At 49.5% G+C, this 13965-nt stretch carries 8 protein-coding genes; 2 read left to right on the top strand and 6 right to left on the bottom strand.

Annotation, left to right across the window (positions count from 1 at the left end):
• Positions 1–100: 100 nt before the first annotated feature.
• Both NYE70_RS19210 and NYE70_RS19205 read left to right on the top strand, forming a co-directional pair.
• Complete coding sequence (locus NYE70_RS19210) at positions 101–2416, top strand: helix-turn-helix domain-containing protein (RefSeq protein ID WP_290407866.1); 2316 nt, start codon at positions 101–103, stop codon at positions 2414–2416.
• Between the two features lie 253 nt (positions 2417–2669).
• Positions 2670–7613 (top strand): S-layer homology domain-containing protein, encoded by a 4944-nt coding sequence (locus NYE70_RS19205; protein ID WP_290407865.1) that lies wholly within the window; start codon positions 2670–2672, stop codon positions 7611–7613.
• Positions 7614–7729: 116 nt separating this feature from the next.
• Here NYE70_RS19205 and NYE70_RS19200 read toward each other — a convergent pair whose 3' ends face one another.
• The 6 genes from NYE70_RS19200 to NYE70_RS19175 all read right to left on the bottom strand — a co-directional run bounded on the left by NYE70_RS19200 (position 7730) and on the right by NYE70_RS19175 (position 13903).
• The gene (locus NYE70_RS19200; protein ID WP_244861670.1) at positions 7730–8842 is read right to left on the bottom strand and encodes a PdaC/SigV domain-containing protein; all 1113 of its coding nucleotides are present in this window, start codon (positions 8840–8842) and stop codon (positions 7730–7732) included.
• Between the two features lie 76 nt (positions 8843–8918).
• Positions 8919–9836 (bottom strand): copper amine oxidase N-terminal domain-containing protein, encoded by a 918-nt coding sequence (locus tag NYE70_RS19195; protein ID WP_341047436.1) that lies wholly within the window; start codon positions 9834–9836, stop codon positions 8919–8921.
• Between the two features lie 140 nt (positions 9837–9976).
• Entirely contained in the window at positions 9977–11023 is a 1047-nt protein-coding gene (locus NYE70_RS19190; protein ID WP_341047435.1) for an ABC transporter substrate-binding protein, read from the bottom strand.
• Positions 11024–11283: 260 nt separating this feature from the next.
• Positions 11284–12090: an ABC transporter permease gene (locus tag NYE70_RS19185; protein WP_341047434.1), complete on the bottom strand. Its 807-nt coding sequence runs from the start codon at positions 12088–12090 to the stop codon at positions 11284–11286.
• Positions 12090–12938, bottom strand: coding sequence for an ABC transporter permease (locus tag NYE70_RS19180; protein WP_341047433.1), 849 nt, complete (start codon positions 12936–12938; stop codon positions 12090–12092). The genes NYE70_RS19185 and NYE70_RS19180 overlap by 1 nt, the downstream gene beginning before the upstream one ends.
• The gene (locus tag NYE70_RS19175; RefSeq protein WP_290407861.1) at positions 12935–13903 is read right to left on the bottom strand and encodes an ABC transporter ATP-binding protein; all 969 of its coding nucleotides are present in this window, start codon (positions 13901–13903) and stop codon (positions 12935–12937) included. Before NYE70_RS19175 ends, NYE70_RS19180 begins: the two co-directional genes overlap by 4 nt.
• Positions 13904–13965: the final 62 nt, after the last annotated feature.

Here is a 13965-nt window from a genome sequence, read left to right as displayed (position 1 = left end):
ATATCCGAACTGACTTTCATTTTTGCGAAATGGAGTACCTTTTTAGCCGGATATGTCCTATAGTGAAGAAGTTATATTGCTGCAATGGGGGGGATTCTTCATGCGGACCACCATGAATCGGCTTGTTCGATATAGGGCGTTCCAGAAGCTTACAATTTCATACTTTCTGCTCATTCTCTTCACAGTCAGCCTGCTGTCGAGTGTTCTCTTCTATCTCTTCTCCAAGAGCGCCGTGAAGGAAATCGACCGCAATTCCAGAGCAATGTTATCCCAAGTCACTTATGCCTCCGACGTGGTCTATAATCAAGTCATGGCGATCAGCAACGCGTTGCTCACTCAGCCGGAGATCACCTCGTTCCTGAATGATACGAAAGAAGACAAGACGAGCAATTATCATGTCTTTCAACAGCTATCCCAGATTAAAAGTGGCTATCCTTACATTTACAGCATCGGAATCTATCGCCCGTCGACGAAGACAACGGTTGATACAGCCGGGCTTCCGTTCGACTCCTCACTTTATGCCATCAGTGCGGAACAGTATATGGAGTTCTATCCGCGGGGTTTGATTGCCCCTGACCGCAATCAGACGCCTCTACAGTTCCTAACCTTTCTGCTATACCCGGATTTTTCATTTCGGACCTCCGACAACCCGCTCATCTACATCAACGTAGAAGAGCAGTCGATCCTGACGACAATCCGCAAGATCAGCAAGGCGGATTCCGCCAACAACGTGTTCGTCATGAATAATGAAGGAAGCGTCCTATCCCATACAGACTCCAATCTGTTTCTGGAGGACTTGTCCGGCGAACAATACGTACAGCGGATTCTAAACCAACACGAGACGGAGAACAGCTTCACAATCGATATCCATAATAAGAAGCACCTGATCACTTATGTAAAATCAGAAGAGATGAACTGGTATTTTGTAAGCGCTACCCCTTACTCCGGTCTAATCTCCAATATTGACAAGTTACGCAATGTCACATTGCTAATTACGGTAGGCATCGTGCTGGCCGGTTTGCTAGCTTCCATTTTCCTGACGAAAAATATATATAAGCCGCTTTCGACACTGTTTGAGAAGATCATGCCGGATTCCCCCGCTCCCGCTTCACCGTTCATCGACGAGTATCAGATAATGGCCGAAGTGTTTACTTCGCTGGAGGAGAGAGAGAAATCCATGCAGTTCGTGATCAACCGGTCATCCCGGACGATCCGGGAGCATTACATGCATTCGTTACTCCGCGGTCACCAGCTTGACAACTCGGTGCCGGGAGAGCTGATTCGAGACATTGAAGGTAAGATTTCAGGACCCTATTTCTGTGTCATGGTATTCAAAATCGACGAAATGGAGCCTGCCCGGGAGCGGACGGAAACCGAGCAGCAACCCCTCCTAGGGTTTGCCCTTGGCAATATTGCGAAGGAAATGCTGGAGCCTTTTGGGGCGTGCGATTATCTGATTACGGGAGGAAATGAAGCGGTTGCCATCATCCAGTATGCGAAGAATGAACTGCCTGAGGAATTTAAGCCTGCCCTGTACAATATACAGAGCTTTCTGAAACGTTATTTTAAAGTGACGGTCTCTATCGGGGTTGGTGACATGAGCTACGGCAGAAAAAACATTCCGTTCTCCTATACCTCGGCTCAGCAATACGTCAAGTATCGGTTGATCTATGGAAAGGAATCGATCCTGGACGCGCAAACTACCCGGTCGCATATTATGACTACCGTAAGCTACCCTACCGGCTGTGAGAAGAAGCTGATCGAGGCTGTCCAATCCGGCAAAACGCCTGTCATACAAGAAGCTGCCGAACAGTTTATCGAGCAAATCTCATCCGGCTCCGTTAACCAGGTAGTCACGTACAGCATTCAACTGATGCTCTCCCTGCGCAAACACTTTGAATATTTGCAGCATGTGCCTGAATCCAACTTCAATGAATACCTGGACACAATTACCGATATTGAGACAGCTGAGAACATGGCGGAAATCATGGAGGTCTTCAACCGCTACTGTGCCAATATTTGCGCACTGATTGAAGAGAAGAATCATTGGATGAATGCGCAGAAGCATAATATTGTCATAGAAAAAGTGCAAAACTACATTCAAGAGCATTATCCCGAGCCCAGCCTTTCGCTGGAGATGGTCTCCAGTATTGCTGATCTTTCACCCAGTTATCTTGGCAAGCTGTTCAAGAGCGTTACCCAGCAATCATTTAGCGAGTATCTGAACCATGTCCGCTTGGAGAAAGCGAAGGTGCTGCTGGCATCCTCTCAAGAAACCGCAGCAAAAATCAGTGAATCCGTGGGCATATATAACATTTCGTATTTCTCCACGTTGTTTAAGAAAAAGTATGGTCTGTCTCCTTCCGCTTACCGGGAGCAGATCGCAATGAGGGCAACGGGCATTCCTGATAAATAGTAAGGAAGATATCATTCAATATAAAAGCAGTCGGCCTGGTCGGGTCGACTGCTTTTTATAATCGCCCCATATCGAAAGCGCTTACCTGAATTCGAAAGTTCTTAATTAATATATGAAAGGGAAAGCCAGTTTTTAAAATAGACGCTTAATAGAAGCCCTATCTATGATGAAGGAGTAATGCGATAACAAAAGGGGGGACCTACTCACGGAAAGCAATCGCTCAAATAGGAATAAGGAACGAGGAGGGTTTAATGTGAAACGGAAGGCAGTAAAGGCGGTATCTTATATCCTTTTGATTGGCATGATGGTTCCTATATTTTCCGGAATGGGTATAAGGGGGGCTAGCGCACAAACGAACGATGACAAACTGAAGATCATCAGCTTTAATGTGATGACGAGTTCGACCGAAACGATTGAACGGGAACAAGACGGGAAGACCCGGGGGGAAATGCTCACGGCTCTGATTGATGGGAAACAGCCTGATTCCATGGGTCTGAATGAGGTTACCCCGGAATGGCTGAACTATCTTCAGAGTAGTGTGCTCACTTACGGGTATCAAAACGGAGCAACATATGCCATGACAGGCAATAAGGCAGAAGACGGCGCAACAGATTTAACAAGCGGCTACAATGAGTACTCACCTATTCTCTACAGAAGTGATCTATATGAAGTTGAAAAAACCGGAGGATACTGGTTCTCGGAAACGCCCAACGATAAGACCTCCAAATATACGGACATTCTGGGCGCCCAAGGCACAGTTCTGTACAAAGGAATGTCCAGGCCCCGTGTCATGTCATACGCGGTTTTTAAATTCATAGGAACAAATGAAATCGCATACATTCACGTAAATTCCCATTATGACCACCAAACCTCGGACTATATCCAACGGCTTTGCTCCATTCAGGTCAAAGAAACAGCGGATGAACTGGTCTCCCAATATCATGCGCCTGTTATCTTGACGGGAGATATCAACGCGACGGAACAATCGGAGGGCTATAACTATCTTGCAAACGGGGAAAATGGTTATTTGAATGCCAAATATGTGACCAATGACTATTCAACTCTTCCCAGTTCAGCAGGCTTTGGCAATAACTACAATGAAGGAGCCAAAGACGCTATTGACCATATCTTTATCTCGGCAGGCAATATCGGCGTCTATAAGCATGACATTATCAGAAATGAGTATCTTTCCGATCACTCTGCCGTATACGCGGAATTGTCGCTGAACCAAATGCCGAAATTAGACGCTATTGAAGTAAATAATAAAGCTGTGACGGAGCTTTCGGGAAATCGCTTTTCCTATGAACTGTTTTTGTCTGAAAATATTCTGTCCCTGAATGTGAAGCACAACGTTGAATATACGGTTACCGCGCGTATCAACGATGGGCCGGATCAGGATTTTACCGGACCCGGTGGACAAAGTACATTAAGCTTCGATATCACAAAGGCGGATAATTCCGTACTTCTTTACTTAGCGGATGCCGCCGGGCGCGTGACAACCTACACATTAAGAATCTATCAAGAATCCGGGGAAGCAAATCCGGTAATTTCGGAGATTTATCCTAATGCAAGTCCAGGATATAAATACTTTGAAGTCACAAATCTTGGCACAAAGTCCATGTCCACGGATGAATACGCGTTCCTCTGGGGAAATATCGGAGAGGATACTGCCCAGGGAGATGCTGCCGTTAATTGGGAGGGTCGGCTGGAATTATCCGAAAACAGAGTCGTCAAGCCTGGCGCATCCGTAATTTTTTGGTTCACGTATAATACGGATGGGGTGTTCTCCCAGGAGCCGACCGTTGCAGACTTTAATGCGCACTATTATACGGGCCTCACAGCAGATGACATCATTATTTTCGGCACATCGCAAGCCTTTAAGGGGTATTCCGTCTCCGATACAGATCCGGATAAGACAGTAACCTTCACCATGGGAGCGAATAAGGACCGCGGAATGCGTATTGCTTATGCCAAGGATAACCAGGGACAATCTTATGGCTGGACGAAAAAATCTACAAATTCTTCGTTTAATGGTCCGACTGCTTCGGTCTCCTCCTACAAATCCATCTCTACAAAAGATTTGACACCAAACCAGTTGTTCAAATTCAAATATGTAGAAGGCCAAGCGATTGCTGCCGCATCTGACCTCATAGACGCCCTTTATGCATCGCCCGGCGTATACGATAAGAAAATTGGCAACGAACCCAAGGATGCATACGCAAGAATTGAAGCAGGTGAATATGACACCTATCATCTTGTGCATGCGGAAGGCGATCATAAGGATAATTTGGGCGGCTCCCTCGCCGGGTCATGGGCATTTTATTCCAATGTCCAGTTCGGAGACAACGGGGCTGAATCGGCCACTTTCTCAGCAGCAGTAAAAGAAAGCAACGCAGCGGGTACCATCGAGATTTACATTGACGGCGATTCCGACGGCAGTTTGTCAGGCGCCAAAAAAATCGGTTCCCTGACCACAACACCGACCGCTGCCGATTGGAGTGTTTTTAGGGAGTTTAATGTAGACTTCAGCGAACGGATCACAGGCACGCATCATGTCACCTTGGTGTTTAAGCCGAACGCCGGGAAGACGTATGTGGGGAATTTGGATTATTTCATATTCATTCCTTACGTGGCCAAAGCTGATCTGACAGAACTGATCGAGCTCACCTTCCTTCTGGAGGGCGAACCGTTAACGTCAGATACCCCGTTGAATGCCGCCCAGGGGAAAACGGTCTACACCATGAGCGCGGAAGCAACCTACTTGCCGTCAAATGCCGATTTTTCAATCAAGTGGTCATCGTCTCGTCCTGATATTGCGACCATAAATGAAACAACCGGCCAGATCAACGTGCTAAGATACGGGGACTTTTCTGTACAGGCTTCCGTATATTCAAACTATAAGCTGTTCAATACCTACACCGCACCGACCCTGTCCACCAACTATAAAGTATCCGCTTTTAGCTATATAGAAGGAGAATGGGCTTCTGAGTTTACCCCCGGGAAAGACAAAACGCCCAATGCGAAGAAGGCTGCTGCAGCCGCTACGGGCATGTCCGGAAACTTGACCAATGGCTTCAATTATATAGGAGATGTGGTGGACAGCGGCAGCATGACCATTAACTCCGTGGATTTCGGGAATAACGGCATTCAAAGTTTCATAATGAACATGGCGCTCAAATTTTCAAACTGCGGGGGAACTGTCACCATCTATGTTGACAGCGTTGACGATGCCCATAAAATCGGCTATCTGACGGCTGCTGTTACTCCGGATGCACCCGACAACTATAATACTTATCTTAAGTATACGGGAACAATAGAAAAGTCTGTTACGGGCGTACATGATATCATTCTTACGTTTTCAACGGATAGAACGTATGTCGGTAATATCGACTACTTGATTTTTGAGGAAATGGAAGCACCTTCCCAAGGCGAGGATATAGTGAAACCCGTGATTACCTTGCGGGGGAACGCTCTGGTGACCCTGAATGTAGGCTCCGAATATTTAGATGCCGGCGCCACTGCCATGGATGACCAAGATGGAGATATTACAGACCGGATCATCACCGGTTACAGCTGGAATGGGCTTCCTGCGGACGGAATCAGCACCGTGACGCAATCTACCTACAAGGTCCATTACAATGTCAGAGATCTGGCCGGAAATGTGGCAAACGAGGTCGTCCGGACGGTAGTCATCGGAACAGATGGCGAATCGGATACGGTGCAACCGGTAATCACGCTGTTGGGTGACGCAACGGTGTATGTGGCAAACGGTGCGGTATACACGGATGCCGGAGCCGTTGCCGCAGATGACCGGGACGGGGATATTACGCATCGTCTGGTAACCACCGTTACTTTTGCCGACAAGTTGGTAGATGCCGTGAATACTGGGTTGGCAGGAGCCTACAAGGTTCACTATAATGTGCAGGATGCGGCGGGCAACGCGGCAGTGGAAGTCATCCGCACAGTCCATGTGGCCGCACCCGTGAATCAACCGGGGGTTGAGGAAAATCCGGGTTCCTGGACCCCTTCCCTACCCTCCACACCGGTTCCTGTGCCCCAGCAGCCCGATGGGATCCAGCGGCTGAGCCAAGGAGATTTGAAGCCGGAAGGAACGGGTAGCTTCACTGTACAGTGGAGCAAAGACAAGGAAACGCTGCTGCTGCCGGCGGATGTGGCTGGCGCTGTAGGAGAAAGCAGCACTCTGAAGCTGGTGAAAGAGCCATTAACTCTTGAACTCCGCGGGCAAACCCTGCGCAAGCTGCTGGAAGATGCCGGTAAGGGCGTACAGGAAACACAAATCAGGATTACGACCGTAGCCGCTGATTCCGGACTGATAAAGCAGGCAGTGGGAAGTGTGGCCATTCCGGGAGCCGTTCAATGGACAGCGGCCAGTGAGCCGTATAGCATCAAAGTGGAAGCTGTAGACCAAAACGGCGATCCGTTTGCCCAGGTCTCGGCATTGGAAAATGAGAAGATTGTGCTTACCATCAAGACCGGATACGATGCCGATCCCGAGTTGTTGGGCGTATATGCCATCGGAACCGATGGGCAGCTCGTTTATGTGGGCGGCCAATGGACCGACGGCAAGATTACCGCTGAAGTCCCGCTGGGAGGACAATATGCGGTACTGGCATATGCCCGCAGTTTCGAGGATGTAAGTGACAGTCACTGGGCCAAAACCGTCATTGTACGGATGGCGGCGAAGCACGTCTTTGATGGAATTGATGATACCAGATTTGAGCCTCAGAGGGCGCTCACCCGGGCCGAGTTCGCCGCCATGCTGATACGGTTGCTCGGGACAACCCCGGTTTCAGGCGGCACATCGGCAACCCGGTTTGCCGATGTGCCGCAGGAATCCTGGTATGCGGCAGCAGTGGAGACCGCTGCACAGGCAGGCCTGCTAACCGGTCGGAGCGGTAACGAATATGAGCCGGAAAGCACTTTAACCCGGCAGGAAATGGCCGTCATGCTGGTTCGGGCCTATGAAATGGAAGCAGGCCGTCAGCTCGCGGTCCCTGCGGGAAGCAAGTTTTCCGATGCTGATCAAATCAATGCATGGGCCAAGGATGCTGTAGCTGCTGCCAGCGCGGCAGGATTGCTCCAAGGTCGGGACGGCGGGCAATTTGCTCCGCAGGAACAGCTGACCCGCGCCGAAAGTGTCCAGGTGCTCTACAATTTGCTGAAAAGCTTAAAGTAGAAACCGGAGGGTTGTTAGAAGCTACATCTCCCCGCCGAATTTGTTATGTATTTTTCATTGTAATCTCTTCTAAAAAAAGACGGTGCAAGGATCTTTCCTTGGCACCGTCTTTTTCTTTATTTTCTCGATTTAATTCCGAGCTCAGGGAATGAGAAATAGAACTCGGGGAATCCGAACACGTACGGAAGATAGTCGTACAGCTGGAAGAAGATCACAACGCCGTTATCTTTTAAATAGAAATCCGGGTTGTTTCCGATGGTCTTAAATCCACCGAAATACCCTTCGGTTTGCTGAAGCTGCTTGGCAATGGAAGGATCGACGATGCTGCGGAAATTCGGATTGGCTCGCAATACTTCGTCGAGCGTCAGCAGCTTTCCGTCACTCAGACGGAACGTCAGCCCTTCTCTGACGCTTATGCCATGCGCCCCGCCTGTATAGGCATAGGTTTGCACAAGAATGCTCAGCAGCCCGCCACGGTTGTATGTGACGGTGTAATTGCCGAGGAACTCGTAGGGACTGCCGTTGGGTGAGGGCTGGTTGTTCTTCGCTTCTTTGAGTGATTCTTGCATAAACTTATCGGCTCTGGATTGGAGCAAGGTGTTGATCTTCTCCTCGGCTTGTTTGCTTCGCAAACCGCTGACCTGAGGATATTGTATCTTGATGGAGGCCTCGGGAATCACCTTCTCCAAGTTACGGGTGCTGATCTTGATATCATTTAACCGGTGAGGCGTCAGATTCAGCGCACTTCCCGCCTCATTCCACTGCGTGGTGTAACCCAAATTGTCCGAAAGCACCTTCACTGACACATAGGGGTTGCCGTCAACCACTTTCCATTCGTAGGGAAGGATCTGCGTGCTTCCGTCTACAATCGCTTTGGCCCCCGTTTCTCCGGGTTGAAGCTGTACGACTACATTCTGCCGTTTTAATGTATACGTATTGGATGATTTGTCGTACTTGACCGGAATCTTTAAGTCCTTTCGGATCATCTCCAGAGGAACCAGGACGCCTTCTTTACCCTGCAGGCCTTGCTGTTTGAGCGGTTTTCCCTTCAGCGTAATCTTGACCGGCTGGCCGGCCTCAGGCTTTTGGGTTTGCTTCGCCAAAGACTGGCCATATGCATGGGCTTGCGCATGAACCGGGGCTCCCGGCCCAACGATGCCGCCCCATCCCGAAACCAGCAAACCGATGGCGAGCATCGCGCTCCCTATTTGAAAAACGAACTTTTTCATTTCTCAACCTCATCTCTTCACGGAATTACACCCATTATTTCCGCGAGCGAGGAAAATCATGTAGACCTTCTGGAGTTTACTTGCCGATTGTACCCGCTACGGCGTCGCTCCGGATTTCTCCTTCGATGGGAACCGCCAAAGCCGATGCCATGCCCCCGTTCCCCTCGGAGCTGATTCTGCCGAGCTCCGTGGCTTTCCCGTCAGCGGTTACGGTGCCGTAAACCAGTAATTCCGACATGAAGTTATCGGAGAAAAACACCGCTTCGCCGAAAGACTTCGGAGGTGTCCCGCTCTCGCTTTTTTCACCAAGACTATCCTTCTGCCACTTTACGACCAGCAGACCCTCCTTGTTGACTTCCGCATACCAGGTCATCCCTTTATAATCGCGCTTCAAACGCAGCGCCTCTCCTTTAGGATAGGTGTTAGTGATTGTAAACCCCTCTCCCGTTTCCGGAAGGGGCTTGAAGCTATCCTCATAGACCAGCTCCAGGCGGGAGGCCACTTCCCGGGCTTCCGTCAAATCCCCGCTCATGAGAGTCGTATAATCGGCCTGTCCGGAAGGCGTCCGGATCACCGCCCGGTTCTCTTCCTTGTTAAAGGATACGGCCCCGCCGAGCTGCTCGGAAATGAATCTTAGCGGCACATAAGTCCGCCCCTCCTTCACGGTAACCGGCACATCGATGGCCACCTTTTTACCGTTGATTTCTGCGGTCTTCTCTCCCGCTTTCAATGTAATCGTCTTCTGATTGGACGGGCTGGACACAATTACAGTTTTCTTTTTTGATTCATAGGAAATGTTCCAAGCAGGATCCTTCAAAGCAACGAGTTGAATAAAGGTACGATTATTCACGGTCAATACTTCCACTTGCAATCTTCCGTTGACGAATACACTCGCTTCCTCTTTTACGGCGGGTGCTGCGGAGGCCGAACCCTGGGCCGCAAGCAGCGAGCCTACAAGGCCTGCCATAACTGCTGTTCTCTTTAAGTTGATCATCGCTCAGAACCTCTCTTTACTCGAATTTAAATTATAGACGCAAAAACATGGGACAAAGTTTCCGGTACCCTACATCCCTACCCCCGATTAAAACTTCACAAACAAAAAAGAGCGTGTTTTCCACGCTCTTCTTCAAGGCATTATTCCCGGCCGCTCTTAAGCTCGGTCCAGAAACGATCATAAAGCTGCAGCTTGTCGCCGACATCCTGCAACCATTCGGTCCGGGACAATTCGTCTTCCGACAAGTTGATCATTTTATCATTGTTGTATTCTTCGCTATGAAACTCGTGAGCTTTCGTGTTCGGATCGCTGTAGCCGATCGATTCATAGTTTGTGGCGCTATTTTCGGGATCAAGCATGAAGTTAATAAACTTCTCTGCAAGCTCCTGATGCTTTGCGCCTTTTGGAATCGCATAGTTATCGGACCAGATCGTGCCGCCTTCCTTAGGCACCACGTAGGCCACGTCCGGGTTATCCTTGGCGATGACCGAAGCGTCGCCGGACCAAACCGTCGCGATCCAGCCTTCCTCTTGAATCATCTTTTGCTTGATATTGTCGGTATCAAAAGCGAGCACGCTTGGCAGCAAGTTCTTCAAATCTTCCACCGCCGCGGTAATTTCTCCTTCGTCCGTCGAGCTGTTGGATTTTCCGGCTTTTTTCAACGCCATGCCAATAACCTCGCGGTTATCGTCAAGGAGGATGACTTTTCCTTTGTATTCAGGATTCCAGAGATCTTCCCAGCTGTCGATTTCCTCTTTTACATATTTCGTATTGTATGCGATGCCTGTGACGCCGGAGGTATAAACCACGGAATACTTGTTGTCCGGGTCAAAGGACGGGTTCTTGTAGGTATCGGCAATATTCGCGAAATTCGGGATATTGTCCTTGTTCAACGGGGCCAGCAAATCCTGCTTGATCATGGTCGCAACCATGTAATCGGAAGGCTGGATCAGGTCATAGCCCGAGCCGCCCGCCTTGATTTTGGCAAGCAAGTCTTCATTGTTGGCAAATACGTCATAGTTGATCTTCACGTCGTACTCTTTTTCGAATGCCGCGAGGACATCCGCATCAAAGTTGTCAGCCCAGCTGTAAATGTTCAGCGTTTCCTTGGAAGATCCGCAACCGGACAATACTGTAAGCACCATAGCGGCCGCCAGCGCCAGGCCGGCCCATTTCATTTTTTTCAATTCTTTATCTCCTCTCTTTCTTCCATCTATGATAAGTTGAAGTATGGAATGGATGCGGGGCAAGTACGTAAAATGTTCCTACAATCGCTGTTGGTTCCAGATTTCATGATCTTATAGAATCAAATGCAGTAGAAATCCGGATCCAAAGGCGAGCGTTCCACTTTTTCGGAATCATTTTACTCCCTTGCTTTACATCATATTCTTTAATTCATCTAATTTATAGATGATCTTTTTGGTAATAATTTCATTACCTAACTCCGTTAAAACGGCAGGACAGAGCGTTTCTTTTGGCCCTTGCCTCTATTTAACACGAACTGGGCCAAGAAAATCAATGTCACACTCACCAGGATCAATAGGGTACAAAGTGCGTTAATTTCCGGGGAAATACCCCGTTTGACCTGTCCATAGATGTAAATCGGCAGCGTCGTCGAGCTTGGTCCGCTGACGAAGAAGCTGACCATGAAATCGTCCAGAGACATGGTGAATGCAATGATCGCTCCCGAGATAATCCCCGGCATGATTTGCGGCAGGGTGACATGACGGAAGGTTTGCCAGGCATCGGCCCCAAGGTCCTGAGCGGCTTCCTCCAGTTGGCCTCCCATGCCGGTCAGTCTCGTCGTCACAATCACATAAACATAAGAAATGCTAAACGTGATATGCGCGATAATAATCGTCAACTTTCCGAGCGGGATATGGAATTGGGTAAATAACACCAGTAAGGACAAGCCCATAATAATATCCGGAATAATAATCGGCAGGTAAAGCAGCCCGCCTATGCCGGCTTTACTTTTTTTTCCGACCTTGCGGATCGCGATCGCCGCCATCGTTCCCAACAGCGTCGAGAACACGGTCGATACCAGTGCCACGATCAGCGTGTTGCTGAGCGCCTCCATGACACGGCGGTTGCTGAACAAGGAGACGTACCATTCAAACGTAAACCCGCTCCAATCCGCGGCAAGCCGAGAACTGTTGAACGAATACGCAATGATAAAGGCGATGGGCAAATAAATAAAGATCATGACCAGCAGGGAATGGATCCCGAGCAGCGGGTGATTCTTGCTCTTCATCAGCGCCCCTCCTTTGCAGTCATGTGTCTGGATGTCATGGCTTTATTGAAGAGGGCGATCAAGATCAGCGACGTGATCACGAAAATAACCGACAGCGCAGAGCCGAAGGGCCAATTTCGCGCCCCAAGAAACTGGCTTTGGATAATGTTGCTGATCATCGCCGATTTGGCTCCGCCGAGAATATCGGTCACCACGAACATTCCGGTTGTCGATACATAAACCAGCACCGAACCGGTCATGATTCCGGATTTGGTTTGCGGCAGCGTAATATGCCAGAACGATTTCCAACCGGTCGCTCCCAGATCGCTGGCAGCCTCAAGCAGTTTCTTGTCCATTTGCTCCAGCGCCACATAAATCGGCAGCACCATGAACGGAATGAAGGTGTATACCATGCCAAGCAGCACAGCCCCCTTCGTATAAAGCATTTGAAGCGGCTCTTGGATGAAGCCTAAGTCGAGCAACAGATTGTTGACCACGCCCTGCGTCCGCAGCAAAAGCACCCAAGCATAGGTACGGATCAGGAAATTGATCCAGAACGGAACCGTGATTAACGCGAGTCCCCAAGTCTGCATTTTCGGCCCGGCATTCGCAATATAATAGGCCAGCGGATAACTGAGCAGCAGGCATAAGGCCGTTGTCACTATGGACAGGACTATCGTGTCCCAATAAATGCCTAAATATAGCGGGTCGAAAAACGTGGCGTACGCGTCGAGATTAAGATGAAATACCACGTTGCCGAGATCGTCCCGGCTCATAAAAGAAATCCCTACCACGATCAGCATTGGCACGACCAGGAACAGGCTCAGCCACAGGAGGACCGGCAGAAGGCCCATGCTAGATTTCTTCATGGCCCGATTACCACCTCATCCTCCGTATTCCAATTTACGCCGACTTTCTCTCCAACCTGCCAAGTGCGTTCATCGGTAAAATCAAGTACGATGGATACCGTCATCGGCTCATCCTCAAGCTGAACGACCAGTTTATGGATGCTCCCCAAATAAAGGACGTCCAACACTTCGCCGATGCGCTTGGCTCCGTCCTGCGAACGGACGGCCCTCAATTTTTCCGGACGCACGGCAAACAACCGCCCATCCTGTGAGAAAATATTGTTCTCTCCCACAAATGTAGCGGAAAACAGCGTAGTCGGCGTAGCGTAGATTTCCCGCGGCGTGCCGATTTGCTCAACCTTACCGCTGTTCATGATCACGATCCGGTCGGACAGCATCATGGCTTCCTCCTGATCATGCGTAACGTACACAAACGTAATACCAAGACTGCGCTGCAGATGCTTCAGCTCCGATTGAAGGTTCTTCCGAAGCTGCAAATCCAGTGCGCCTAGCGGTTCATCCAGCAACAGCACCTTAGGCTTGTTTGCAATCGCGCGGGCGATCGCCACGCGCTGCTGTTGTCCGCCGGAAAGCTGGTGCGGATAACGCTTGACCAGCGGCGTCAGCTGAGTCATTTCTACCGCTTCCTGTATGCGTTCCTGCTGCTCTTTGGCCGGCAGCTTTTTCATTTTCAGCCCGAAGGCGATATTGTCCTCTACCGTCATATGCGGAAACAACGCATAATGCTGAAAGACCAGGTTCAAATCCCGGCGATTCGGTGGCAGACTCGTCAGATCGGCACCATCAAGCAGGATTTTCCCCTTGGTCGGATACTCGAATCCGGCGATCATGCGCAGAATCGTTGTCTTGCCGCAGCCGCTCGGGCCCAGCAAGGTCAGGAATTCCCCTTCCTTAATGGTGAGCGAAAGCGGGTGCACAACGACTTGTCCAGCAAAGTGTTTTTCAACCCCGGACAATTCAATCATTTATGCAGCAACTCCTTCATAGGTTGTGATTGTGGTTAAAGTCAGCTTTAAGAAAAAAAAAG

The organism is Paenibacillus sp. FSL R5-0407 (assembly GCF_038009185.1).
GTDB lineage: Bacteria > Bacillota > Bacilli > Paenibacillales > Paenibacillaceae > Fontibacillus > Fontibacillus vini.
This window is presented reverse-complemented; position numbering and strand designations above follow the sequence as displayed.